General features: G+C 71.5%; 24 protein-coding genes. 13 read left to right on the top strand and 11 right to left on the bottom strand.

Annotated elements, in window-relative coordinates; translation table 11 throughout:
• Positions 1–272 precede the first annotated feature (272 nt).
• The 3 genes from IAG44_RS13040 to IAG44_RS13030 all read right to left on the bottom strand — a co-directional run bounded on the left by IAG44_RS13040 (position 273) and on the right by IAG44_RS13030 (position 3,340).
• Positions 273–1,133 carry a hypothetical protein gene (locus tag IAG44_RS13040; RefSeq protein ID WP_246561680.1) on the bottom strand — a complete coding sequence of 287 codons (861 nt, stop codon included), beginning with the start codon at positions 1,131–1,133 and terminating at the stop codon, positions 273–275.
• Between the two features lie 319 nt (positions 1,134–1,452).
• Complete coding sequence (locus tag IAG44_RS13035; RefSeq protein ID WP_187747295.1) at positions 1,453–1,983, bottom strand: NUDIX domain-containing protein; 531 nt, start codon at positions 1,981–1,983, stop codon at positions 1,453–1,455.
• A 1-nt stretch (position 1,984) separates the two neighbouring features.
• Complete coding sequence (locus tag IAG44_RS13030; protein WP_187747294.1) at positions 1,985–3,340, bottom strand: NsdA family TPR-like regulatory protein; 1,356 nt, start codon at positions 3,338–3,340, stop codon at positions 1,985–1,987.
• A gap of 207 nt (positions 3,341–3,547) precedes the next feature.
• Here IAG44_RS13030 and IAG44_RS13025 point away from each other — a divergent pair, with 207 nt between their 5' ends.
• From IAG44_RS13025 to IAG44_RS13010, 4 genes are all read left to right on the top strand, one after another.
• The gene (locus IAG44_RS13025) at positions 3,548–4,297 is read left to right on the top strand and encodes a hypothetical protein (protein WP_187747293.1); all 750 of its coding nucleotides are present in this window, start codon (positions 3,548–3,550) and stop codon (positions 4,295–4,297) included.
• A 76-nt stretch (positions 4,298–4,373) separates the two neighbouring features.
• Entirely contained in the window at positions 4,374–5,285 is a 912-nt protein-coding gene (locus IAG44_RS13020; protein ID WP_187747292.1) for a phosphotransferase family protein, read from the top strand.
• A 1-nt stretch (position 5,286) separates the two neighbouring features.
• Positions 5,287–5,979, top strand: coding sequence for a class I SAM-dependent methyltransferase (locus IAG44_RS13015; RefSeq protein ID WP_187747291.1), 693 nt, complete (start codon positions 5,287–5,289; stop codon positions 5,977–5,979).
• A 26-nt stretch (positions 5,980–6,005) separates the two neighbouring features.
• A complete protein-coding gene (locus tag IAG44_RS13010; RefSeq protein WP_187747290.1) occupies positions 6,006–6,551 on the top strand; it encodes an HAD domain-containing protein in 546 nt (181 codons plus the stop codon).
• Between the two features lie 128 nt (positions 6,552–6,679).
• On the opposite strand, the gene sodN is transcribed toward IAG44_RS13010, so the two are convergent.
• A complete protein-coding gene (gene sodN, locus IAG44_RS13005) occupies positions 6,680–7,075 on the bottom strand; it encodes a superoxide dismutase, Ni (protein WP_187747289.1) in 396 nt (131 codons plus the stop codon).
• 145 nt (positions 7,076–7,220) lie between these two features.
• Here sodN and sodX point away from each other — a divergent pair, with 145 nt between their 5' ends.
• Positions 7,221–7,661, top strand: coding sequence for a nickel-type superoxide dismutase maturation protease (gene sodX, locus IAG44_RS13000; protein ID WP_187747288.1), 441 nt, complete (start codon positions 7,221–7,223; stop codon positions 7,659–7,661).
• Here sodX and IAG44_RS12995 read toward each other — a convergent pair.
• Positions 7,565–8,194, bottom strand: coding sequence for a CGNR zinc finger domain-containing protein (locus IAG44_RS12995; protein ID WP_187747287.1), 630 nt, complete (start codon positions 8,192–8,194; stop codon positions 7,565–7,567). The two genes, sodX and IAG44_RS12995, sit on opposite strands and share 97 nt — an antisense overlap.
• A gap of 94 nt (positions 8,195–8,288) precedes the next feature.
• On the opposite strand from IAG44_RS12995, the gene IAG44_RS12990 reads away from it, so the two are divergent.
• Positions 8,289–9,047, top strand: a complete 759-nt coding sequence (locus tag IAG44_RS12990; protein ID WP_187747286.1) for a class I SAM-dependent methyltransferase — start codon at positions 8,289–8,291, stop codon at positions 9,045–9,047.
• A 60-nt stretch (positions 9,048–9,107) separates the two neighbouring features.
• On the opposite strand, the gene IAG44_RS12985 is transcribed toward IAG44_RS12990, so the two are convergent.
• From IAG44_RS12985 to IAG44_RS12975, 3 genes are read right to left on the bottom strand one after another with little or no spacing between them, the layout of a single operon-like run.
• On the bottom strand, positions 9,108–9,869 hold the full coding sequence (locus IAG44_RS12985; protein WP_281404287.1) for an amino acid ABC transporter ATP-binding protein: 762 nt from the start codon (positions 9,867–9,869) through the stop codon (positions 9,108–9,110).
• Positions 9,866–10,807 carry an amino acid ABC transporter permease gene (locus tag IAG44_RS12980; RefSeq protein WP_187747285.1) on the bottom strand — a complete coding sequence of 314 codons (942 nt, stop codon included), beginning with the start codon at positions 10,805–10,807 and terminating at the stop codon, positions 9,866–9,868. The genes IAG44_RS12985 and IAG44_RS12980 overlap by 4 nt, the downstream gene beginning before the upstream one ends.
• 32 nt (positions 10,808–10,839) lie before the next feature.
• Positions 10,840–11,811, bottom strand: a complete 972-nt coding sequence (locus tag IAG44_RS12975; RefSeq protein ID WP_187747284.1) for an ABC transporter substrate-binding protein — start codon at positions 11,809–11,811, stop codon at positions 10,840–10,842.
• 649 nt (positions 11,812–12,460) lie between these two features.
• On the opposite strand from IAG44_RS12975, the gene IAG44_RS12970 reads away from it, so the two are divergent.
• The 4 genes from IAG44_RS12970 to IAG44_RS12955 all read left to right on the top strand — a co-directional run bounded on the left by IAG44_RS12970 (position 12,461) and on the right by IAG44_RS12955 (position 15,757).
• A complete protein-coding gene (locus IAG44_RS12970; protein ID WP_187747283.1) occupies positions 12,461–13,657 on the top strand; it encodes an NAD(P)-dependent malic enzyme in 1,197 nt (398 codons plus the stop codon).
• Between the two features lie 244 nt (positions 13,658–13,901).
• Positions 13,902–14,867, top strand: a complete 966-nt coding sequence (locus tag IAG44_RS12965) for a zinc-binding dehydrogenase (protein ID WP_187747282.1) — start codon at positions 13,902–13,904, stop codon at positions 14,865–14,867.
• Between the two features lie 117 nt (positions 14,868–14,984).
• On the top strand, positions 14,985–15,194 hold the full coding sequence (locus IAG44_RS12960) for an RNA polymerase sigma factor sigma-70 region 4 domain-containing protein (RefSeq protein ID WP_055724333.1): 210 nt from the start codon (positions 14,985–14,987) through the stop codon (positions 15,192–15,194).
• Positions 15,194–15,757, top strand: coding sequence for a Clp protease N-terminal domain-containing protein (locus tag IAG44_RS12955; protein ID WP_187747281.1), 564 nt, complete (start codon positions 15,194–15,196; stop codon positions 15,755–15,757). Before IAG44_RS12960 ends, IAG44_RS12955 begins: the two co-directional genes overlap by 1 nt.
• Before the next feature lie 326 nt (positions 15,758–16,083).
• Here IAG44_RS12955 and IAG44_RS12950 read toward each other — a convergent pair whose 3' ends face one another.
• Positions 16,084–17,109, bottom strand: a complete 1,026-nt coding sequence (locus IAG44_RS12950; RefSeq protein ID WP_187747280.1) for a PadR family transcriptional regulator — start codon at positions 17,107–17,109, stop codon at positions 16,084–16,086.
• A 1-nt stretch (position 17,110) separates the two neighbouring features.
• Positions 17,111–18,037, bottom strand: a complete 927-nt coding sequence (locus tag IAG44_RS12945; RefSeq protein WP_187747279.1) for a DUF4097 family beta strand repeat-containing protein — start codon at positions 18,035–18,037, stop codon at positions 17,111–17,113.
• A gap of 149 nt (positions 18,038–18,186) precedes the next feature.
• Here IAG44_RS12945 and IAG44_RS12940 point away from each other — a divergent pair, with 149 nt between their 5' ends.
• The gene (locus IAG44_RS12940; RefSeq protein ID WP_187747278.1) at positions 18,187–19,005 is read left to right on the top strand and encodes a hypothetical protein; all 819 of its coding nucleotides are present in this window, start codon (positions 18,187–18,189) and stop codon (positions 19,003–19,005) included.
• Positions 19,006–19,073: 68 nt separating this feature from the next.
• Here the strand turns inward: IAG44_RS12940 and IAG44_RS12935 are convergent, their stop codons facing one another.
• Positions 19,074–19,253, bottom strand: a complete 180-nt coding sequence (locus tag IAG44_RS12935; RefSeq protein WP_003992906.1) for a DUF6104 family protein — start codon at positions 19,251–19,253, stop codon at positions 19,074–19,076.
• A gap of 172 nt (positions 19,254–19,425) precedes the next feature.
• On the opposite strand from IAG44_RS12935, the gene IAG44_RS44740 reads away from it, so the two are divergent.
• Positions 19,426–20,946, top strand: a complete 1,521-nt coding sequence (locus IAG44_RS44740) for a CU044_2847 family protein (protein ID WP_425508443.1) — start codon at positions 19,426–19,428, stop codon at positions 20,944–20,946.
• Between the two features lie 80 nt (positions 20,947–21,026).
• Positions 21,027–23,399 carry a VMAP-C domain-containing protein gene (locus IAG44_RS12930; RefSeq protein ID WP_425508442.1) on the top strand — a complete coding sequence of 791 codons (2,373 nt, stop codon included), beginning with the start codon at positions 21,027–21,029 and terminating at the stop codon, positions 23,397–23,399.
• Positions 23,400–23,464 lie beyond the last annotated feature (65 nt).

Here is a 23,464-nt window from a genome sequence, read left to right as displayed (position 1 = left end):
GAAGAAGCCCTTGCGCCCTCCTGCTCGGTGCGCCTTGGTCGCCGGCGGTGAGGCCGGCGAGGTGGGTAGTTGACCCGCACCTCGACGGTTCTGGTGCCTGCGGCGACGAGCTCGAAGTGCTGGCGGTAGAGGCTGAGCTCGCGGAGGCGGGGTGTGGGCTCGGTCATCAGGAGGAAACGCTCCTGGAGGACGGTGCGGCTGTCAGGCGGTCGCCTATGAACTCGAGGGGTGGTTGATCCGAAGCAGGCTTCCTTGGGAGGCGATCCGCTGGCTCAGTTGTGCCTCTGAGGCGTCGGCACGAGTAGGCGTGGAACATCGGCTGAAGCGTCGGAACCGGACGTGCGGACCTCACTGTCCGGCGCGGGCTCGGGGATGGGCGCTTCGAGGCGTGGAAGGTGCCGCAAGGCGGTGGGGATTCTGCCTGTTGCCAAGTAGGGAATCTGCACTACGAGGTAGATCAGCGGAGCGAGGAGAAGTAGGTACTCGGCGCTGAGCCCAAGGGCCTTGAATCCCGCGATTAGCCCGACTCCGGTCAGGAAGGCCAGGAGGTGGCCCAGAACCATACGCCACGGGAGTGACCCTCCTACGGGCACGGACTCTGGAGGAGCAGATTCTGCCGCAGGGACCATGTTCAGGGGCTCCTGACGCCCAAGGGCGTCGATCAGGTACACGATGTGTTCGGCGAGCACCCTTACCTGGGAACGATCACGAAGGCTGGTCTCGAATGCGTTTTCCAGTCGCTGGGACATGGCGACGCACTGCGTCAGCAAGGCTGCGCGAGGTCCTGACTTGCGGGAGACACCGAACTGGGCGTACGTGATGAGTGCGTCGTTGAGTCTGTCTACGTTCCTACTGAGCTGTGCCGTGGTCACGGAGGTTGCTTGGTTCTCGTCTGCCTGGGTCTGGCAGGCCACAAGAGTGCTCACGGCAGCCCACTGGACGTAGGCAGGGGATCGTCCTCGTTTGACGGCTATCAGGTCGAGTTGGACGAAGAACGCTGTGAGTAGGAGGAACGCATACGACGGCAGCCACATTTCCATGGCCATGGCCCGCCGGTGCTCCACGAGCATGGTGAGCAACGCGCCGGTGCTGATGGTGATGAGGCACAGGAGAAGGAGAGAAACGGAAACCATTTGGCGCCCTCGCCCAGCCAGGTCCCAGATCTTCAGTTCGGCCTCGCCCCACTGCTCTGGGTGTTGGATCCCCAGGCCGTCCAGCGCGCCTTCGGCTTCGTGAATCAGAGCCCGCACCCGTGTGTGCGTCCGGCCCCGCAGGAAGGAAGCTCGGTTGAGTACGCGTCCTGGCTTTCTGACGGGGCGGGCGACAAAAACGAAACCGGACAGAACTGCGATGGGGGGGCAAGACAGTGGTCAGAGCCGACATGACTGCATAGAAATGAATGAGGAGATTCAACACCGATCCCTTCAGCCCCTACGGGGTACGGACTCTCCCTTACCTCCAGCCGTTGAGGGAAATCTCCGGGCCTCCCGCGAGGTACTGGTGGAGGGCGCTTGAAGTGGTATCCACGAAGGGCTCAGGGATGGCGTCGGCGTCGACCCACCGGACCTGGGAGTGCTTGCGTGGCTCACGGTTCTCGGGCTCACCGGTCCATTCGGCGGCGGTGAAGACGACCGTGAGGAATCCGTTGGGGGCTTCGACGCCCCAGGCGCCGTGGATGATGTGGGCGACCTTGAGGGAATTGGGTTTCACGGTGAGGCCGGTCTCCTCGTAGAGCTCGCGGACCGCGGTTTCGGTGATGGGTTCGCCCGGTTCGCTCTTGCCGACGGGGAGGTCCCACATGCCCTGGGCGAACTTGGCGTTCTCGCCGCGTTGGAGAAGGAGCACGCGGTTGGTGGCCATGTCGTGGACGATGACGGCGGCGACCAGCAGGGTCATCGATTCGAGCGCCGGCTTGAGGGCCTTCGGCTGGTCGTCGGTCTGCTGGATCACGGTGTTCCCTTCGTCGGGTGGGTTGTCGGGCATGTTAGGTGAGGGCTTCGCGGGCGCGGCGGGCGAGATCGGCGGCGCCGGGGACACGGCGGCGCTGGTAGACCGCGAGGGTTGAGCGGATCGAGGTGATCGCCTTGTGGGTGCGGTCGGAGGTCATGCCCTCCATGAGGACCAGGGCCTGGCTCCAGGCGGCGACGGCCTCGTCTGCGCGGGCCTGGGCGGCGAGGCTGTCGCCGAGGTCGGCGTGGGTGAGGGCGTGGACGCGCTTGTACTTCTCGGGATCCCAGCGCACCAGAGCATCGCGGTGCTGTTGTTCGGTGCCGATGTGGTCGGCGAGGTCGGTCAGGGTGCGGGCGGTGTGGCTGGCCACGGTGCCGGCGGCGGGGCCGCTGACGCGGGAGTAGCTGGGCTGGGGAGCGTCGTCGCGGAGGAGGGCGTCTTCGGCGGCGAGTAGGGCGCGTGCGGCCGACGGGTTCTCATCAGTGGCGGCGTAGGCGCGGGCGTGGGTGATGTGGAGGAGCGCTTCGGTCTGGCCGTCGACGTGGCCGAGCCCTGTGCGGAGGGCGCCTTCGACGAGGTCGACGCAGTGGTGGGGCTGTTTGAGGCTGAGGGCCTGGTGGGCGAGGGCGCGCATCATCCAGGCGGCGTGGCCGTGGGGGTCGGCTTCGCAGGCGAGCTTGTAGCCGACCTGGTAGTAGCGCTGGGCGGCGCCTTCCTGACCGAGGTCGTGGTGCTTCCATCCTGCGAGGTAGGCGAGTTCGGCGACGGCACCGAAGGCGGCCCGACGTAAGGCTTCGCTGGGGAAGCGTCCGCGCAGCATGGGGGCGGCTGTGTCGGCGAGGTACGCGGTGACGGTGGTCAGGCCGTGCCCGCCGCCGAGGCGCTCGTCGGCCGCACTGAAGGCCGCGGTGATCTGCCGTACGACGTCCACGTCCTCCGCGCCTACCAGGGATTTGCCGGTGCGGGCGCGGAGCATGCGGGCTGTGGCTTCGTGGTCGTAGCCGAGCGGCATGGCGACGCCGGCGGTGGTGAAGGCCGCGATGGCGAGGAAGCGGCGGCGCTCGACGTCGGCGCGGCCCAGGTCGGTGACCGCGAGGACGGGGTCGGACTCCGCCGGTTCTTCGTCATCACCGACCTGGAGGCCGATCTCGGCCTGGGTGACCGTGTGCCCCGCTCGGCGGGACAGCGCCTCGGCCAGGTACTGGCCCACCCGGCCCGACGGGGCGCGGGTGCCGTTCACCCAGTGCGAGACGGCCGACTTGTTGGTCTGGAGGATCTCGCCGTTCTCGGCGGCGGCGCGCCGCACGTCTCGGGCAAGGGCCTCGTAGGTGCAGCCGGCCGCGTCGATGACGTCGCGCAGACGGGAGTTGGGTTCTCGCTGCGCCGCCACGATCGCCTCCACCCCGGAGCTGTAAACCGCGTATACCGCTTCAACCGCCTTCCACCGTACCCACTGAGCGTGACCACCGGTTCACTTATCAGCAACCGCCCGGAACGGCGCGACCGTGATGTCCGAGCGGCCCCCGAAGTTCCGTACGCCCACACCGGGTTCGGGCATTCCTGTGCCCGAACCCGGCCGATCAGAGACGGAGGCACGGTGACCACCATCGACACCAAGGCCATCACGGTCGAGCTGCCCGAGGCGTTCGACCCGCGCTGGAGCCGCCTGCCCGGCATCCAGGTCGACGGCCCGCGCATCACGATCGACCCGGCCGAGTACTTCTTCCGCTTCGAGTCGAACACCTGGCTCGTCGCCGACTGGGAGCTGGTCAAGTCCCAGCTCCTGGACGCGGACGAGACGACCGAGAGCGCGGTCGAACAGCTCGCTCTCGACTTCATCAAGCGGCACAGCGAGTCGACCTCCGACGCCGCCCGTGTCCTGGCCACCGCGTACGAGGTGTACGCGTACCTCTTCCGCGAGGAGCATCTGGCCGGCCTCGGCCTGCCGCAGATCACCGCCGACCACCTGCGGATGCTCCGCGAGGCCGCCACGCTCATGGCGCTCAACAAGGTCGAGCTGGACGGGCACATCTCCAACGTCGGCCCGTGCTGGTTCTTCCCCGCCGCCACCTCCGTCGTCTTCGACCTGGACGACGAGACGGGCGGGATGCTCGACGAGGTCTACCACGGCGGCTGGTTCAACGAGCACCGCCGGATCGAGTCCATCAAGGCCCACGCCGCGCTCGGCGGCCGGCTCGTGCACGGCTGCCAGTCCGTGCCGGACCAGTCCGGCGGCGTGGTCGCGCCCTACGGTGCCTCGATGGCGAACTTCCGCGACGACCTCGCCGCGTTCAAGGCGGGCTGGATCGAGCAGGTCTACGCCCACCGCGTGAACCCCGCCGCGTAACCCACCCGATCAGGCTCCGGGGCGGGCCGGCATCCCTCGCCCGCCCCGGACGCCACCATCTCCCCGGAGCCCTCCCGTGACCACGAACCCCAGCGCCGAACTCCTCGACAACCTGCTCACCGCGACCGGCCAGACCACCGCCGTACGGGAGGAGGTGCGCGTGTGGTCCATGTCCGGCGTCGAGCGCGTGACCTTCCCCGACGGCACCACGGCCGTCTTCAAGTACGCCAAGAAGCCCTTCGACAGCGAGGACCAGGCCCTCCGCCTGGCCCATACCCTCGGTGTACCCGTCCCCCAGGTCCACGCCTCCGCCGTCCTGGACGGCTGGCTCGGCATGCTCATGGAGGACCTCGGACCGTCCGTCCGCGAGGCCGACGACCTCGACGGCGTCGCCGCGGCCGTGGTCCTGCACGGAACCCGTACGGCTCCGCCCTTGCCCGTCCTCGACCAGGAGCGACTGCGGGCGCTCCCGGCCCGGGCGCTGGAACACTTCGAACGGCTACGCAAGGCCGACCGGTGGCAGGACGCCGACGACGTCGAGGACGCCCTCGGCCGGATCGCCCGGGCCGCCGAGGCCCGCTCGGCCGGAGCGACGCTGGAGCCGTTCGGCTGGGTGCACTCCGAGTTCCACCCCACCAGCCTCCACATCGGCGAGCGCGGCTGGAGGCTGCTCGACTTCGCCCGCGCCTTCACGGGCCCCGGCCTGCTCGACCTCGCCAGCTGGCACGGCACCATCGAGCCCCCGCACCCCGTACGCCTGCGTGTCTTCCTGGAGCAGTACGTCACCGCCGGCGGCACCCCGGATGCCCTCGCCCCACGCGGCGGACTCACCGCCGAGAACTGGGCCCTGGGCTGGCATCGCATGTGGGCCGTCGAGTGGTTCATGGAGCAGGCCGTCCGCTGGATCAACGACCCGGCCACCGACCCCGCCTACCTCAAGACCGTCCGCCGCCACCTCACCGATGTCCTCCGCCTCCTGGACATCTGACGTGCTCGCCCAGGCATCCCCCTGGCACGCCCACGCCGTTCAGCGCACCGCCGCCGGACTCACCGGTCCCTTGTCCGTACCTGCACGGATGGAATGGACCACGAGACCCGGCCAAGGTCCCGGCGCCGACGCCCTCGGCCCCGACCTGCGCGGCAAGCGACTCCTGGAACTAGGCTGCGGCCCCGGCCACAACGCCGCCCACCTCGCCGCCTGTCACGGCGCCCACGTCACCGGCGTCGACCTGATCGGCCTTCAGGTCCGCCGTGCTCGCTCCCACTACGGACGGCTGAACAACCTCACCTTCGTCACCGGCCACGCCCTGCACCAACTGCACGCCTCCGACGAGCAGTTCGACGCGATCTACTCCGTCTTCGGCGCCGTCGGGCTCGTCGCCCCCGAGCTTCTGCTCCCGGCCATCGCCCAACGCCTCACGCCCGGCCGAGTGCTGGCCTTCTCCGTCCCCCACCCACAGCGCGGCGGCAGCAGCCCCTCCGGCGACGACCGGCCCCGCCGCGATCACGTCACCCTCCCCGACCGCACCCGGCTCCCCCTCGCCCGCTGGGAGTTCGACACCGGCCGCTGGGAAAGGCACCTCAGCCGGGCCGGCTTCCGGCTCACCTCTGCCCAGGAGTTCAACGACCCCCGCACGGGCCACTGGCCCACCACCCTGCTGATCCGCGCCCGCAAGCTCTGACATCCATCCGGCCGCTGGAGGACCCGATGCGCCCGCCCTACCTGCTCCTCGACATCGACGGCGTCCTCATACCCTTCCCCGACGCGGACGGCTCGACCCCGGCCACCCACACCCGCCACGATGTCGTCCCCGCCGGTCGCAGCGCCGACAATCCGGTCACCGTCTGGCTCAACTCCGACCACGGACCCATGCTCATGGACGTCATCCGCACCGGCCTGATCACCCCCATCTGGTGCACCAGTTGGCGCCAGGACGCGACCACCCTGATCGGACCGCTCCTCGGCCTCCCAGACCTGCCGTACATCGACCTGCCACGTCCGCAGATCACCACCAGCCACCCCAACGGCTACCTTTGGAAGCGCGACCACGTCGACGCCTGGCTGGGCGACGCCCCCGCCGTCTGGATCGACGACGACTTCACCAGGCTCGACCACGACTGGGCCGCAGCGCGCACCGCCAAGGGAGCGGGAACCATCCTCGTGCAGCCCGCCCCGCGCCTCGGGCTGCACCCCGAGCATCTGACCGAGGTCATGACGTGGGCCTCGCGGTTGCCCGGTGCCCGCACCGCCTGACGAACTCGGGCACCGTTGCGTCTCGGAGCACGCCGCGCATCTGCGCCCCACTGTGGTCGCGCACAGAAGACCGCACCCGGCCGCTCAGGGGCCGGGTGCGGGCTGTGGAGAGAAAGCAGAAGGCTGGTTCAGCCCTTCTTCGTCTCCCAGAAGATCCGGTCGATCTCGGCGATGAGTTCGAGGGCCTTTTCGCCGGTCTTGGGGTCCGTGGACGCCTTGGCGGCGGAGAGGGCCTTGAGGGTGTCGTTGACCAGGACGTGCAGCTCGGGGTACTTCTCGAAGTGCGGGGGCTTGAAGTAGTCGCTCCAGAGGACCGACACGTGGTGCTTGGCCAGTTCGGCGCGCTGCTCCTTGATGACAACGGCGCGGGCCTGGAAGTGCGGGTCGTCGTTGGCGGCCATCTTCTCCTGCACGGCCTTCACCGACTCCGCCTCGATGCGGGCCTGGGCCGGGTCGTACACGCCGCAGGGCAGGTCGCAGTGGGCGCTGACCTTGACCTTGGGGGCAAACAGGCGGGAAAGCATGGAGCGTTCCTTCCTCGTGATCGTCTTCTCAGGTGGGACATTACTCCCTGAGCGACGGGTTTTCGCGGGCGCCCCCGGGGGCTTAGGACCAAAGTACGGGGTGACACTGGACCCGCGGAGGACTTATCCAGGGGAGGTGCCGGCGATGCCGGAGCTGTCGCAGGAGGCGGACCGTGAGAGGGGCAGGGCGGTGACGCCGTTCGGGCTGGCCGAGGTCACGGGGCCGTCCATGGTGCCCACGCTGCGCCACGGGGACCAGTTGGTCGTGCGGTACGGCGCGCGATTGCGGGCCGGGGACGTCGTCGTCCTGCGCCATCCCTTCCAGCAGGATCTGCTCGTCGTGAAACGGGCTGCCGAGCGCCGGGACGGGGGGTGGTGGGTGCTCGGGGACAACGCGTTCGCGGGCGGCGACTCCACCGACTACGGCACCGTCCCGGACGAACTCGTGCTCGGGAAGGTCCTGCTGCGGTACCGGGCGCGCGAGGCGGGTCAGCGGTCGCCGCTGGCGGTCGTGCGCTGGGCGCTGACGGCCGTGCGGCCGGTGCTGTCGGACCGGTCGGCCTCCAGGCGCTTGCGGGCGCGGTAGGCGGCGACGTTGGCGCGGGTGGCGCAGCGGTCGGAGCAGTAGCGCCGGGAGCGGTTCGTCGAGGTGTCCAGGTAGGCGTTGCGGCAGGGCGCCGCCTCGCACAGGCCCAGGCGGTCCACGCCGTGCTCGGTGAGGTGGAAGGCCAGGCCCATCGCCGCGATCGCCGCGTAGCCGGCGGTGGCGTTGGACGGGTGGTCCGCGAGGTGCATGTGCCACAGCGGGTTGCCGTCGTCGTCGCGGAAGTCGTGGCCCGAGATCTGGGGGCTGACCGGGAACTCCAGCAGGAGCGAGTTCAGCAGGTTCACCGCGAGGGTTTCGTCGCCGCCGTCCGCCGCGTCGAACACCGCGCGCAGGCGGGCGCGGACGGCGCGGAAGCGGGTGACGTCCGCGTCGGTGACCCGGCGCGCGGCCTCCTGGCTGCCTCCGAACAGGTCGCGTACCGCGTCGACCGAGGTCAGCGTGTCCTTGTTGCGCGCCGGTTCCTCGGTGTTGACGAGGCGCACGGCGTAGTCCGAGTAATAGGCCAGTTCCACTTGTAGTCCTTACGGGGGCGTTCTATCGTCGTCGTGGGCTCGGTCGGTAATGGCCGGGTGCCCCTACAGGGTATTACGCGCGCTGGGAGGGTTCATGAGTACCGTCGACATCACGGACTGGGCCGGGTGGCAGCAGAGCTGGGACCGGCAGCAGGAGTGGTACATGCCGGACCGCGAGGAACGTTTCCGCGTCATGCTCGACATGGTGGAGGCGTTCGCCGGGACCGCTCCCCGCGTCCTCGACCTCGCCTGCGGCACCGGCTCCATCACCGCCCGCCTCCTCGACCGCTTCCCGGACGCCGTCTCCACCGGCGTCGACCTCGACCCCGCCCTGCTCGCCATCGCGCACGGCACCTTCGACGGCGACGACCGCGTCACCCTCGTCGAGGCCGACCTCACCGACCCCGCCTGGCCCGCGCTGCTGCCCCACGGCGGCTACGACGCCGTCCTCACCGCGACCGCGCTGCACTGGCTGCGCAAGGGGCCGCTGGAGACGCTGTACGGGCAGCTCGCCGGGCTCGTCCGCGACGGCGGGGTCTTCCTCAACGCCGACCACATGATCGACGAGTCGACGCCCCGCATCAACGCCGCCGAGCGGGTGCGGCGGCACGCCCGGCAGGAGGCGGGGAAAGCGGCCGGGGCCCTCGACTGGGCCGAGTGGTGGCAGCTCGCCGCCGCCGACCCGGTGCTGGCGGGGCCCACCGCCCGGCGGTTCGAGATCTACGGGGAGCACGCGGAGGGGGACACGCCGTCCGTGCGGTGGCACGCGGACGCGCTCAGGGCGGGCGGGTTCGAGGAGGTGCGGCCGGTGTGGTGCTCCCCGGCCGACACACTGCTGCTGGCTCTCAAGTAGGGGGCGGGTGAGGAAGGGCGGCACGGGGACCCCGTACCGCCCTTCGCCGTCGTCCGCCCCTTACAGGACCTTCGACAGGAACGCCTGCGTGCGTTCGTGCCGCGGGTTCGTCAGGACCTCCCGCGGGTCGCCCGACTCGACCACCACGCCGCCGTCCATGAAGACCAGGCTGTCGCCGACCTCCCGGGCGAAGCCCATCTCGTGGGTGACGACGACCATCGTCATGCCGGACTCCGCGAGGTCGCGCATGACGTCGAGGACGTCGCCGACCAGCTCGGGGTCGAGAGCCGAGGTGGGCTCGTCGAAGAGCATCAGCTTCGGCTCCATCGCCAGCGCGCGGGCGATGGCGACACGCTGCTGCTGGCCGCCGGAGAGCTGGGAGGGGTAGTTGCCGGCCTTGTCGGCGAGCCCGACCCGCTCAAGCAGCTGCATCGCGCGCTCGCGCGCCTCCGACTTGGCGACGCCCCTGACCTGCACCGGCGCCTCGATGATGTTCTCGACGGCCGTCATGTGCGGGAACAGGTTGAAGCGCTGGAACACCATGCCGATGTCCCGCCGCTTCAGCGCGACCTCGCTGTCCTTCAGCTCGTACAGCTTGTCGCCCTTCTGGCGGTAGCCGACCAGCTCGCCGTCGACGTACAGCCGCCCGGCGTTGATCTTCTCCAGGTGGTTGATGCACCGCAGGAAGGTCGACTTGCCGGAGCCGGAGGGGCCGATGAGGCAGAACACCTCGCCGGACTTCACCTCCAGGTCGATGCCCTTCAGGACCTCGACGGGGCCGTACGACTTGTGCACGCCCTCGGACTTGACCATGGCGGTCATGCCGTGACCCCCTTCCGGTTGAACACGGGCGCCAGATTGGTCCTGACCCGCTGCCACGGGGTGGGCGGCAGGGTGCGGGAGGAGCCACGCGCGTAGTACCGCTCGATGTAGTACTGGCCGACGCTCAGGACCGACGTCATGACCAGGTACCAGGCGGCGGCGAGGAAGTACATCTCCACCGGCGCGCCCGAGGTCTGCCCGATGTCCTGGGCGTACCGGAACAGTTCGTAGAACTGCACGGCCGACACCAGCGAGGTCGTCTTCAGCATGTTGATGACCTCGTTGCCCGTGGGGGGCACGATCACGCGCATCGCCTGCGGGATCACGATCCGGCGCAGCGTCTTGCCGTGGCTGATGCCGAGCGCGTGGGCCGCCTCGGTCTGGCCCTCGTCGACCGCGAGGAGGCCCGCGCGGCAGATCTCCGCCATGTAGGCGGCCTCGTTGAGGCCCAGGCCGAGCAGCGCCGTCAGGAACGGCGTCATGAAGTCGGACCAGTAGTCCTTGTAGATCGGCCCGAGGTTGATGTACTCGAAGACCAGACCCAGGTTGAACCAGACGAACAGCTGGACCAGGACCGGGGTGCCCCGGAAGAACCAGATGTAGAACCAGGCGATCGACGACGTCACCGGGTTGCGCGACAGCCGCATCACGGCCAGCGTGATCCCGCCCACGATGCCGATCGCCATGGACAGCAGCGTCAGCAGCAGGGTCTGCCCGACGCCCTTGAGGATCCGGTCGTCGAAGAAGTAGTCCGGGATCGCGCCCCAGTTGATCTTGCCCTGGGAGAAGGCGTAGACGATGCTGCCCAGCAGCCCCAGGGCGACCACGGCCGCCACGTAGCGGCCGTAGTGACGGACCGGGACGGCCTTGATGGCCTCGGGGCCGGCCGGCGGGGTGTCCGCCGGGCCGCCGTCCGTCTTGTCGATGTCAACAGTCACGGGTGTTGCCTCTCAGTGCCCGTTCCGCCGGGTCACTTGCCGCCGTTGACGGCCGCCTGGGTGACGGCGCCGGCCGTGACGCCCCACTTCGTGAGGACCTTGGTGTACTCGCCGTTCTTGATGATCGCGTCCATCGCCGCCTGGAGGGCGTCGCGCAGCTGGGTGTTCGTCTTGGCGACGGCGATGCCGTACGGGGCCGCCTCGACCTGCTCGCCGACGAGCTGGAAGTCGTTGCCGCCGCCCGAGGTCTTCACGGCGTACGCGGCGACGGGGAAGTCCGAGGAGCCGGCGTCCGCGCCGCCCGCGCGCAGGCGGGTCTGGGCCAGCTGGTCGTTGTCGAAGGACTCCATGGCGATCGTCTTGCCCTTGGGACACTTCTTCGCCTCGGACTTCGCCAGGTCCTCGGAGACGGTGCCGCGCTGGACGACGATCTTCTTGCCGCACAGGTCCGCCCAGGTCTTGATGCCCTGGTCCTTGCCCTTGGGGGTGTAGATCGAGACGCCGGCGGTGAAGTAGTCGACGAAGTCGACGCCCTCGCCGACCTTCTTGCCGGTGTCGGAGTCGATGCCGTTCTGGCGGTTCTTCGTGTCGGTCATCGCGGACATCGCGATGTCGTACCGCTTCGAGCGCAGGCCCGTGATCAGGGTGTCGAACGTGCCGTTCTCGAACTCGAACTTCACGCCGAGCTGCTTGCCCAGCGCGTCCGCGAGGTCGGGGTCGATGCCGACGGTCTTGCCGGAGGCGTCCTTGAACTCGACCGGCGGGTACGCGATGTCCGAGCCGACCTTGATGACGCCCTTGGAGCGGATGTCCGCGGGGAGCTTGGCGGCGAGCGGGGCGTCCGCGACGGAGGCGCCGGCCGAGGACGCGCCGGCGTCCTTGTCCTTGTCCTTGGTCTGGTCACCGCAGCCGGTGAGGATCAGGGCGCCCGCGACCGCGAGGGAGCCGACCGCGGCCAGGCGGGAGCGCGCGGCGGTCGTACGGCGGGTGGAGCGTGCGGTCATCGTGGGTTCCTCCGGCGGATGGATGGAGTTGCCGATCGTGCGGGCACGGCCGACGGCGTCGGCCGTACTCCAGGACGGTGGGCGCTGCCGATGGGTTCGGCGGAGCCTGGTCGCGTCTACACACACCATCGAGTGTCGCGACCTTGTGTGATTACGGCATCTTGCCATTCGGACCAGCGCGTGTACGCGGGATCCGATGTCAAAATCGGATAACGGGCGCCCGGTAAGAAGTACGGGTCCGAGGGGCTTGAGGCAGTCCCGGCCGGATCATCTGCGGGAATCGCCCGTTCCGCCCGGAAGATCTTCTCGCGCGGGGTCGTTGTTCGAGGTTGTCAAGAGTCGCCCTTGAGCTTGTCCGTATATCGGTGCATGAGTCATGTCACTGGGATATGACGTCCGGGACGGGATGTAGGGCGTCGACAGATCGGGGGATGTGACCTTGCACGGATCTGACTCGTGCACGGCGCGGTCCGTCGAGTAAAAAGGTTGTTCAACACCCCTCATCCGGGGCTCAAGAGCGCGTGTGCGGCGCGCTCGTCGCGCATCCGCCTCATCAGCAGGCGTCACCGCGTGGGCGGTGCGCGGTCCCGCCCGCTCCTCAATCAGGGGCGGCCACCCTCAACCATGAACGAGTAAGGGGTACGACACAGTGGCAGCGGAGATCGTCAATCCTCGCAGTGACAGCACGGACGACGCGTTCGATCCGGTGTTCGCGCTGCACCGGGGCGGGAAAATGGCTGTGCAGGCCACCGTTCCGATCCGTGACAAGGACGACCTGTCCCTGGCCTACACGCCCGGCGTCGCGCGGGTGTGCACCGCCATCGCCGAGCAGCCAGAACTCGTCGACGACTACACCTGGAAGTCGTCCGTCGTCGCCGTCGTCACCGACGGCACCGCCGTCCTCGGGCTCGGTGACATCGGGCCCGAGGCGTCCCTCCCCGTGATGGAGGGCAAGGCCATCCTCTTCAAGCAGTTCGGCGGGGTCGACGCGGTGCCGATCGCGCTGGCCTGCACGGACGTCGACGAGATCGTCGAGACCGTGGTGCGGCTCGCGCCCTCCTTCGGGGGCGTCAACCTGGAGGACATCTCGGCGCCGCGCTGCTTCGAGATCGAGCGGCGGCTGCAGGACGCGCTCGACATCCCCGTCTTCCACGACGACCAGCACGGGACGGCCGTCGTCACGCTGGCGGCGTTGCGCAACGCGGCGCGGCTCAGCGGGCGGGGGCTCGCGGAGCTGCGGGCCGTCATCTCCGGCGCCGGGGCCGCGGGCGTCGCGATCGCCAAGATGCTCGTCGAGGCCGGGATCGGGGACGTCGCCGTCACCGACCGCAAGGGGGTCGTCTCCGCGGACCGGGGTGACCTCACGGACGTCAAGCGCGAGTTGGCGGGGTTCACCAACAAGGCGGGGCTGACCGGGTCGCTCGAGAGCGCGCTCGCCGGGGCCGACGTCTTCATCGGGGTCTCCGGGGGGACCGTGCCGGAGGAGGCCGTCGCGTCCATGGCGTCCGGGGCTTTCGTGTTCGCGATGGCCAATCCGAATCCCGAGGTGCATCCCGAGGTCGCCCACAAATACGCGGCCGTCGTCGCGACCGGGCGGTCGGATTTCCCCAACCAGATCAACAATGTGCTGGCGTTTCCGGGGATTTTCGCGGGGGCGTTGCAGGTGCGGGCCTCCCGGATCACCGAGGGGATGAAGATCGCGGCGGCCGAGGCGCTGGCCGGGGTGGTGGGTGACGATCTCGCCGCCGACTATGTGATTCCGTCGCCGTTCGACGAGCGGGTGGCGCCGGCGGTGACCGCGGCGGTGGCCGCGGCCGCTCGGGCCGAGGGTGTTGCTCGCCGGTGAGTTGTGATGGCCCCGTCGCTTTGGCGGGGCCATTTCTTTCCCGCCCGCCCGTGCGGGTTTGTTGAGGGGTGGGCGTCGGGCCGGGTTCGTTGTGGTGGGTGCTGTTCGTTGCGGGCGTGCTGTCCGCGGTGGGTGTGCTGTCCGTCGTGGGGGGTTCTGTTCAGGGCCGGGTGCGGGTTTGTCGTGGAGGGTTCTGTTCCGGGCCCCTGGGCGGCGTTGGTCTCGCGCCGTTATCGTCTGACTCATGTTTGCTGCCTACGCCGCCCGCATCGACCGTGATCAGCCGCTCGACGGGCTGGAGTTGGGGGAGCGGCCGGCTCCTGTGGCGCCGCCGGGGTGGAGTGTGGTCGAGGTGCGGGCCGCCTCGTTGAACCATCACGACCTGTGGTCCCTGCGGGGGGTCGGGCTGACCGAGGACAAGCTGCCGATGATTCTCGGGTGCGACGCCGCGGGGGTCGACGAGGACGGGAACGAGGTGGTCCTGCATTCCGTCATCGGGCAGAGCGGGCACGGGGTGGGGCCCCGGGAGCCCCGGTCGATCCTGACCGAGCGGTATCAGGGGACGTTCGCGGAGCGGGTCGCCGTGCCCACCTGGAATCTGCTGCCGAAGCCGAAGGAACTGTCGTTCGCGGAGGCCGCCTGTCTGCCCACCGCGTGGCTGACCGCGTACCGGATGCTGTTCACCAACGCCGGTGTGCGGCCCGGGGATTCGGTGCTCGTGCAGGGCGCCGGTGGCGGGGTCGCCACCGCGGCGATCGTGCTCGGGAAGGCCGCCGGGCTGCGGGTGTTCGCGACCAGCCGGGACGAGGCGAAGCGCAAGCGGGCGGTGGAGCTGGGGGCCGTGGAGGCGGTGGAGCCGGGTGCCCGGCTGTCGCAGCGGGTGGACGCCGTGATCGAGACGGTGGGAGCGGCCACCTGGTCGCACTCGGTGAAGTCGCTGAAGCCCGGGGGGACGCTGGTCATCTCGGGTGCCACGAGCGGGGACCGGCCCTCGCACGCCGAACTCACGCGGATCTTCTTCCTGGAGCTGAGGGTCGTCGGGTCGACGATGGGGACGAAGGACGAGCTGGAGGATCTACTGGCGTTCTGTGCGGCGACGGGGGTGCGGCCGGTGATCGACGAGGAGTTGCCGTTGGACCGGGCTCGGGAGGGGTTCGAGCGGCTGGCGTCGGGGGAGCAGTTCGGGAAGATCGTGCTGACTCGGGGCTGAGGGGCGGGGGCTGAGGGGCGGGAGTGGGAGGGCGGGTCCGGTGGGCCCGCCCTTTTTCGCGGCCGGTTGTGTCAACTCTGGTTGACGTCGGGAGGGTGTCAATGTAGGTTGACACGCATGACCGAAGCTACGGATCTCGCGGCGCGGGCCGGGGATCGTGATCCCAGGGTCGGACTGCGCGCCGTCGCCGCCCTGCGCAGGCTCCTCGAACAGCTGGAGGCGGTGCAGGTGCGCAGCGCGCGGGTGCAGGGGTGGTCGTGGCAGGAGATCGCCACGGAACTCGGAGTCAGCAGGCAGGCCGTGCACAAGAAGTACGGGAGGCAGTGATGTTCGAACGCTTCACCAAGGACGCCCGGGACGTGGTCCGGGGGGCCGTCACACACTGCGAGGGCAGTGGCGCGCGCGTCGTCGGCGTCGAGCATCTGCTGCTCGCGCTGCTGGAGCGGGAGGCGAGCCGGGGCGCCTTCGCGCTCGCCGCGCTGGGGGCGGACCGGTGGCGGGAGTCCGTCCGTGAGGAACTGGCCGCCGCGCGACGCCGGGCCGGTCTCTCCCGCGCCGAAGCCGACGCCCTCGCCGGGCTCGGCATCGACGTCACCGAGATCGTCTCCCGGGTGGAGGAGGCGCACGGAGTGGGGGCGCTGTCGGGGGACGTGAAGGACCGGGAGCGGTGGGGCGGTCGGCGCTCCTTCAGCCGCGAGGCCAAGGGGGCGCTGGAACGGTCCCTCCGCATCGCCCTCGACCGCCGCGAACGGCACATCGGGGACGAGCACATCCTCCTCGCCGTGACCGTCCTGCCGGGGGTGCCGGCGGAGGTCCTGGCGGATCACGGGGTGACGTTCGAGACGGTGACGCGGGTGCTGTACGGCGGGGGTGAGTTGCGGGCGGGGTGAGGGGTGGGGATCGGGGGCGGCTGCTCGCCGCGTTGGGGCCGGGTTGCGGGGGAGCCCGGCCCCAGGTGTGCGCGGGCCGGGGTTGGTGGGGGTCGGTGTCGGGGGCTGCGGGGGCCGGGAGCGGGCGAGGGTGTGGTGGAGGGCCGGCGGGAGGTGGTGCGGCCGCCTGCTGGGGTACGGGGCCGGAGCGGATCTGCGGCTCCGCCGCGCGGGCGTGACAAGCCGCGACGAATCCGCGCGGCCCCCTTGTCGAGGGCTGGGGGTGGGTGATGCCGGGTTCACCGGGGCCGTGGCGGGGGCCCGTTCGGGGTGTGGGCCCCCTCTGCTCATGGCTTCGGCTGTTTCAGGATCGCCGCGATGTGGGCCGCCGCTGTGGAGAGGTGGAGGCGGGTGTCGCGGAGTTGGTCGGGGGTGATGCCGTGGTCGCGGGCGGCGTCGCGGATGTCGTCGCGGAAGCGGTCGAGGAGGCGGTCGAGGTCGCGGGCGGGGTTGTCGGTGGGGGGTTCGTGGGACCAGGAGGGTTCGTAGGTCAGGAAGTCCTCGGGGGTGTCGGGGGCCGTGCTCTTGGGGGAGCGGGTGGTCGTGCCGAAGGAGAAGCCCAGGTCCTTGCCGAACTCCTTCCCGAAGTCCTTGCCGAAGTCGCCGAACTCCTTGGCCAGTTCGGTCAGGCCCTCGCGGACGCCGGTCGGCCAGTCGCCGCGTGAGAAGTGGTCCTGGACCTGTTCCTGGACGCGCCGCGCGATGCGCTGCACCTCCTCCTGGGCCTGGGCGCGGGCGTGCTCCTGGGCCTCCTTGGCGAGGCGGCGGGCGCGCTGGGCCTCCTCGCGGGCGCGGCGGCTCTCGTCCTTCGCGCGGCGGGCCTGCTCCTTCCAGCCCTGCTTGACCCGGCGCATCTCCTCCTTCGCGGCCTGCCACGACTCGCTGTCGGCGCCGGCCGCGTCGTACGCGTCGGCGCCGGTGCCCTCGCGGGCCTGGTTCGCCGCCGCGCGCATCTCGCGGCGCAGGTCGCCGGCCGCGCCCCTGACGTCGGCCTGGATCTCCGCCGCCAGTTCCGCCACCGACTCCCGGATCTCCAGTTCGAGGTCGGCCAACTCGCCGCTGCGGTCGGCGAGTTCGGCGCGGCCCGCGTCGGTGATCGCGTACACCTTGCGGCCGCCCTCGGTGGTGTGCGTGACCAGTCCCTCGGCCTCCAGCTTCGACAGGCGGGGGTAGACCGTGCCCGCCGAGGGGGCGTACAGACCCTGGAAGCGCTCCTCCAGGAGGCGGATCACCTCGTAGCCGTGGCGCGGGGCCTCGTCCAGCAGCTTGAGCAGGTAGAGGCGCAGGCGGCCGTGGGCGAAGACGGGGGGCATGTCAGAGCACCTTCTTGGGGGTCGGGCCGTCGGGGGAGTCGCCGGGGTCGGCTGCGGTGTCTGTGGGGGCGTCGGTGTTCTCGGGGGTCGGGGGCGCCGGTGTCCATGGGGTGTCGTCGTCCTGCGTCGGGGGGCGGCGCAGGAGGGCGATGGCGCCGGAGAGCGTCGTGGCCTTGAGGCGGCCGTTGCCGGGGCCGAGGCGGCCGGTGATGCGTTTGGTGCCCCACTGGCCGCTGACGCGCAGGTCCTCGAAGGCGTTGGAGAGGGTGCCGCTGGTGGTGTTGGCCTCCACCACGGTGTCGGCCGGGTGGGGGAGGCGGATGGCGATCTCGCCCGAGACGTTGCTGAGGGCGATGTCCGTCGGGCCCGCCGTCGGGTCCAGGTCGACGATCATCGATCCGCTCACGGACTCCGCCTTGACGGAGGAGCCGGCCTCCACGACCGTGAGGTCGCCGGAGACCGAGGTGAAGCGCAGGTCGCCCGTGAGGGCCTGGGCCTCGACGTCACCGGAGACCGTCTCCGCGCGGACCCGGCCCGAGAGCCCCACCAGCGTCGTCTCCCCGGAGACGCCCTGCACGCTCGCGTGGCCCTCGATGCCGGAGACCATCGCGGACGCGTTCACCGCGCCGACCGAGACGCGGGCGTCGGCCGGGACTGCGAGCGTCACCACCGCGTGGCGCCGCCAGCCCTTGCGGTCGAGCCACTTGAGGAAGCCCTTCCAGGGCAGGTCCTCGTAGGTCACCGTCAGGACGCCGTCCCGATGGGTGACGATCAGGGGCGGGCCGTCGATCTCGGAGATCTCCAGGCGGGCGGAACCTTCGTCGGTCCCCACCACGTTCACCGCTCCGGAGACGATGCGTACGTTCAGCTCGCGCACCGGCTCGTCGAAGGAGAACTTCCTGGCTTCGGACACGGACCACTCGGGCATGACGCTGGACCTCCTCCTTCGACGACACGCCATATCGCGTCTTCTCCTCTTCACGATATATCGCGCTTCCGAGGAGTCAAGACACATCACGACACTCTTTCCGGTGACCCACACCGCCCAAAGGTGACGAATTGTCCTACCGTGTGAGCATGTCGCCGACCGAACAGCCCGGCGCGCTGCTGCTGTGCCGGGCCGCCCCCGACGCCGTCGCCCCCGCCGCCCACCTGCTGCGCGAACGCATGCTGCTGACCCGCGCCGGGGTCGAGTGGAGCGTGCTGGTGCCCGAGGGGAAGCCCTGGCAGGACGGGGGCGAACCGGTCGACCGCGTCCTCACCGGCTGGGCCACCGCCCTCGCCGTCGGCGCGCCCTGGCCCGTCCTCGCGCTGTGGTGGGACGCCGACCGCTCCGGCTGCGCGCTCGCCTCGGGGTTCCGGCGGCCCGTCGGCTACGACTGGCTCGCCGACGGCACCCCGGCCGGGGAGGACGAGGCGATGCGGACGTTCGCCTCGCGGCTCGGGCTCGACCCCGTCTTCGACACGCAGTCCCTGGAGGAGCTGACCCGGGCCGATCCCGAGGCCGACGCACGCGGGCGGCTGCGGGGGCTGCTCGCCGTCCTCACCCGCGCGGGCGTCGCGCTGCCCGCCGGCATCGTCCCCGGCGAGAGCGCGGACCGGCTGCGCCGTGCCGCCCTCGACCGGGCCGACGTCCAGCGCGTCGAGTGGGGCGGCTGGCGGGAGACCGTGCGCGCGGAGATCGACGCCGTCGAGCGCAGTCCCCTCGGGCCCTGGCTCCCCTGGACCGGCAGTCCACGCGCGCGTGCCCTCGCGCTCGCCCAGGTGGGCGTGGGGCTGCCGCTCGCCCTGTGGGGCGTACGGCACCGCAGCGCCGGATGGGCCCTCGCCGGAGGGCTGCTGCTCGGGCACGGGGCCCTGGGACTCGTCCACGACGCGGGCGGAGTCCGGGACTGAGGTGTTTCGCGAGATGCGGGAACCGGTGGGAGGAGCCGGTCGTTACGAGGGGAACCGGGCGAGGCGGACTACTCGTCGTCCTCGTCGTCGAGGCGGGCCAGCCACGTCGCGAGACGTTCCACCGGCACCTCGAAGTCCGGGTTGAGGTCGACGAAGGTGCGGAGCTGTTCGGCGAGCCACTCGAAGGTGACTTCCTCCTCGCCGCGCCGCTTCTCCAGTTCCTCGATGCCGCGGTCGGTGAAGTACATGGATCGTGCTCCGTGGGTGGTTCGTCGGGGTTGGGAAGTGCCACCGTGGGAATGAGCTTGTTTCCCACGTGCGGCCCGCGAGGGAGCCGTGGGGGCACAGGGCAAGGATAGGCCGCCGGGCCGGGCGCCGGGCGGGCATGAGCAGGGGGAACACGGCAGCGGGGGGAGCGCCATGAGTCAGGAGACCGAACGGGCGGCACAGGACGTGACGCGCGTCGCACGCGTCGCCCTGCCGGACGGCACGCCCGTGTGGGCACGTATCTCGGGCACCGGGGAGTTGCGCGCGCCCGCGGGGCAACTCTCGTACAGCGACACGGGGTTCACCGAGCGGATCGAAGCGGGCGTCGAGAGTCTGCACGCCCTCGTCACCGGCGTCGCCCGCTCCCTCGCGGAGCCGCTGCGCGCGGTCCGTCCCGACGAGGTCAGCGTCGAATTCGGCATCGAGCTCACCGCCAAGGCCGGCAAGGTCGTCGGCCTCCTCGCCGACGGCGAGGCCAAGGCGGCGATCAACGTCACGCTCACGTGGAGCCATGGGGGGCCGCCGGATCTTGCGGGTGCGGAGGCTGAGGGGGGTGCGCCGGGCGGGGGCGCGCCTGCGGGGGACGCGCCTGCTGGTGGCTCGCTGGGTGGGGGCTCAGCGGGCGGTGGTGCGCCTGCGGGTGGCTCGCCGGAGGGCGGTAGGTCGGCTGGGGACGCGCCTGCTGGTGGCTCGCCGGCCGGGGGTTCACCGGGCGGTGGCGCGCCTGTTGGTGGCCTGCCGGAGGGTAGCCCGCCGGAGGGTGGGACGTCGGCTGGGGGCGCGCCTGTCGGTGCCTTACCCGCTGGGCATGCGCCCGCCGATGGCTCACCGGTTGGGCATGCGCCTGCCGGTGGCGCTCCCCCCGGCCGAGGGGCCGGCCCCGGTGGCGGGGCGCCCCCGACGCCGGGTGACGGCTCGTCGCCCTCGCCGGAGGGCGGGTCGTCCCCGCCTGCGGGGCGATTCGCCGGCACGCCCTCGCCGTCGGCTTCGGCCGCTCCTTCCAGCCGGGGCTCCGCGAGCGGAGGCGGCGTTTCCGCTCTGCACGCGCGCGGTGGAACTGGGGGCCGGGAGGAGCGCGCGCTCGCGCGGGGGCGGGCCTCGGGAGGCGGGAACACTGCCTCGGAGCGGGGCGGCAGGCGTGCCGGACGGAGGCTCGTGGTGGTGCCGCCGGGATCCGCAGGGCGCTCAGGGGCACCGGGCCGGGGCGGGGTGGCGGGGGCCGCGGCCGGGGTGCGGCGGGTTTCCGGGCCGGAGGTCGTGGCTCGGGCAGGGGGCGTGCGGGGTGGCTCGTCCAGGGGCGGGCGTGGGGGCAGGGGACGGGAGGGGCTGGGGCGAACGGGGGTGGCACAGGGGCGCGTTCTTTCCGTGGTGGAGGGGTGGCAGGGGCTCGCGCGTGGGGGTGCCGCCCGCTCGGCGGCGGGACCCGCGTCCGTGCTCGCCGGTTTCCCGGCCCTCGTCTTCCCGGTACCCGTCGGCACAGCCCCGGCGCCCGCTCCTTCCGGACTCCCGGGATCCGCGCCGGGCGGCCCGTCGCCCGTCCTCCCCGGTCGGCTGTTCTCCGTGGGAGTGCAGGATGCCCGGCGGCGCGGGGGCTCACCCCCGGAGGGTGGTGCACGGGGCGGCGCTCCGGGGCATGGGGGCGGTGGGGACGGGGGTGGTGAGGGGTGGATGTGAACGGGGGGCGCGCCGGGGGCGCGTCGAACGTGGGGGATGCGGCCCGGCGTGCACTGCGTGGGCTCGTTGTGGCGGCGACCGTGCGCATTCACCGGGGTGGGGGAGGGTATGCCCTGGATGAGGTCGACACCTTCCTCGGGAGTGGGTTCTTCGTCGCTCCCAACTGGGTTCTGACCTGCGCACACGTTGCCTGCGGCGGGGAGGGGGGCGAGGTCGCGGTGGTCTATCGGAACTCGCCCGGCGACGACGTCCGCACGGTACGCGGCCGGGTCGTCGCGACCGTCCCGGAGCGCCCCGGGCGGATGCCCGCCTCGGGGAACTGGCCCGCCCCGGACCTCGCGCTCGTGCAGCTCACCGAGCCCGCCGACGACCACGAGTGCGTGTACGTCTCCGAACGCCCCGCCGCCTACTTCGGCGAGGGCCGGGTGCTGTACGCCGGGTGGACGTTCAGCGAGGACCGCCTCCAGGTGCTCGACGGCACGCTGTCCGTCCAGGGCACGATCGGCGGCTGGTCGTCCGACGTGCAGATGCGGCTCGGCGACAACGACCTCCCGTACGGGGTGTCCGGCGGGCCCGTGATCGACCTCGCGCGCGGGGAGGTCATCGGCGTCCTCAAGGCCCGCTCGGACCACCGTCCCGGCGGGACCTCCACCGGCATCGAGCAACTGCGGACGCTGCGGGTGCCGGCCGGGGAGATCACCGCCGAGCACGACGACCTGTACCAGGCGGTGTTCCACGCGCACGACCGCTACCACCGGGACCGGCAGCGGCGCCCCGCCGCCCGCGCGCAGACCTGGACGGAGGTGCAGAGCCTCCTCGGCGCGCGCCCCGGCCGCACGCTCGGCCCCGACGAGCGCGTGAAGCTCCTCGGCCGGCTCGCCGACCTGCCGCCGCCCGCCAGCACACGCGCGCTGCTCGACATCCTCGACTCGCTGCCGGGCCTCCAGGGGCCGACGCCGCTGCCCGCGCCGCGCGGCTGGCGCGACGGACTCGGCACGCTGTACGAGAGCGCCCGCGACGACGGCGCGCTCGAACTCGTCCTCGACTACGTGATGCACGTGCTCGCCGCCGACCGGCCCTTCACCTCGGCGACCACCCCCGAGGCCGAGGAAGCCCTCTGGCACTGGGTCTGGCAGACCGCCGACCCCCTCCCCGCCCGCTACCGCGTGGCCCTCACCGAACGCCGCATGGCCCGCCTGCGCGACAAGGCCGCCCCCACCCCGCCGAGCCCCGGCCCCTGGCCCCCGCCGCCCCGCGACACGAACGGCCCGACGGTCACCGGCGAAGGAGCCGGCACCGTGTTCGGCACCGCGCCGGAGACCGGGCCCGACGCCGTCGGGGCGCTCGGCGGCACGGGAGCCGCCGCGGACCCGGACGCCTGGGCCGCGACGGGTGAAGGCGGTGTCGGAGTGGTCCCCCGGGCGCCGGACGTGCCCGGTATCGACCCCCGCGCGCTCAACGGGACCAGCGCCGAGACCGTCCTCGGCGGACTCGGAGAAGCGGTGGTCTTCCCGGCCCCGGACACCGTCGCCGAGCCCTCGCGCAGGAACGGCGGCCACCCCGACACCCCGGGCGCGCACCTCTCAAGTCCCGTGAAGACTCCCGGCGTTCAGGGCGAGCACGCCGCGACCCCCGCCGTCCTCCTGGAAATCCTCCCCCGCCCCTGGGAACCCGACCGCTGCGACTGGTCCGTGTCCGTGCTGCACGCGGGCGGAGGGGCCGAACCGCTGCCGGGCGAGGAGCGGGTGCGGATGGCGGAGCTGGCGGGACGGCTGGCGGAGCCGCTGGGGGAGGCGTTCCGGCGGTGCGACGAGCCGGGACGGCCCGCGGTGCTGCAGGTGGCCGTGCCGCACGCGCTGCTGGGCGTGGACGTCGACACGTGGCGGATCGGGACGGACACCGAGCCGCTGGGGGCGCTGCGCCCGGTCGTCGTACGCGTCACGGACCGCGACCAGCTCGCGGACGACGCGGCCGACGAGGAGTGGTTCGACGCGGACGAGGAGCGCAGGGCGCGCTGGAAGTGGCTGCACACGCACCGCGCGCGGGCCGAACTCCTGGACTGCGCCGACGGATTGCGGGTACCGGTCCCGACGGTGGAAAGGCTGCGCTCCCTCGCGCACGCCACCGTCCCCGTCCTGTGCCGCTACGGCGACCAGCGGTACGAGGACGACGCGGCGGCGCTCGCGCGGATCGTGCACGGCGGGTACGGCGTCGCCCTGTGGCGGCGCGGGAAGGCCCGGCCGGAGTCGGTGTGCGGCGAGTTCCACCGGGGCAGCGTCGAGGAGATCGCCCGCCCGCGCAGCGCCGCCCGGCTCCCGCAGGCCGTCCACGACCTCAGGGCCGGGCTGCGCGAGGGCCGGGCGGAGACGTTCTGGGCGGACGGCGTGGCGCTGCTGTACGACGACCCGCACCACCCCCTGCCGGGGAGCGGCGACTTGCTGGAGGCGCCGTGACGCGCCCCCTACCAGCGCCCCCCAGGCATCGATACCGTGAGCACGTTCGTGCGCGCGCGGTGAGT

Origin of the sequence: Streptomyces roseirectus, from assembly GCF_014489635.1 — a bacterium.
Lineage (GTDB): Bacteria > Actinomycetota > Actinomycetes > Streptomycetales > Streptomycetaceae > Streptomyces > Streptomyces roseirectus.
This window is presented reverse-complemented; position numbering and strand designations above follow the sequence as displayed.

Excerpts from the sequence above, each read along its gene's own strand:
- IAG44_RS13040 (WP_246561680.1), bottom strand. The coding sequence starts at position 1,133 with ATGGTTTCCGTTTCTCTCCTTCTCCTGTGCCTCATCACCATCAGCACC.
- IAG44_RS13035 (WP_187747295.1), bottom strand. The coding sequence starts at position 1,983 with ATGCCCGACAACCCACCCGACGAAGGGAACACCGTGATCCAGCAGACC.
- IAG44_RS13010 (WP_187747290.1), top strand. The coding sequence starts at position 6,006 with ATGCGCCCGCCCTACCTGCTCCTCGACATCGACGGCGTCCTCATACCC.
- sodN (WP_187747289.1), bottom strand. The coding sequence starts at position 7,075 with ATGCTTTCCCGCCTGTTTGCCCCCAAGGTCAAGGTCAGCGCCCACTGC.
- sodX (WP_187747288.1), top strand. The coding sequence starts at position 7,221 with ATGCCGGAGCTGTCGCAGGAGGCGGACCGTGAGAGGGGCAGGGCGGTG.
- IAG44_RS12990 (WP_187747286.1), top strand. The coding sequence starts at position 8,289 with ATGAGTACCGTCGACATCACGGACTGGGCCGGGTGGCAGCAGAGCTGG.
- IAG44_RS12985 (WP_281404287.1), bottom strand. The coding sequence starts at position 9,869 with ATGACCGCCATGGTCAAGTCCGAGGGCGTGCACAAGTCGTACGGCCCC.
- IAG44_RS12975 (WP_187747284.1), bottom strand. The coding sequence starts at position 11,811 with ATGACCGCACGCTCCACCCGCCGTACGACCGCCGCGCGCTCCCGCCTG.
- IAG44_RS12965 (WP_187747282.1), top strand. The coding sequence starts at position 13,902 with ATGTTTGCTGCCTACGCCGCCCGCATCGACCGTGATCAGCCGCTCGAC.
- IAG44_RS12960 (WP_055724333.1), top strand. The coding sequence starts at position 14,985 with ATGACCGAAGCTACGGATCTCGCGGCGCGGGCCGGGGATCGTGATCCC.
- IAG44_RS12955 (WP_187747281.1), top strand. The coding sequence starts at position 15,194 with ATGTTCGAACGCTTCACCAAGGACGCCCGGGACGTGGTCCGGGGGGCC.
- IAG44_RS12950 (WP_187747280.1), bottom strand. The coding sequence starts at position 17,109 with ATGCCCCCCGTCTTCGCCCACGGCCGCCTGCGCCTCTACCTGCTCAAG.
- IAG44_RS12945 (WP_187747279.1), bottom strand. The coding sequence starts at position 18,037 with ATGCCCGAGTGGTCCGTGTCCGAAGCCAGGAAGTTCTCCTTCGACGAG.
- IAG44_RS12940 (WP_187747278.1), top strand. The coding sequence starts at position 18,187 with ATGTCGCCGACCGAACAGCCCGGCGCGCTGCTGCTGTGCCGGGCCGCC.
- IAG44_RS12935 (WP_003992906.1), bottom strand. The coding sequence starts at position 19,253 with ATGTACTTCACCGACCGCGGCATCGAGGAACTGGAGAAGCGGCGCGGC.
- IAG44_RS44740 (WP_425508443.1), top strand. The coding sequence starts at position 19,426 with ATGAGTCAGGAGACCGAACGGGCGGCACAGGACGTGACGCGCGTCGCA.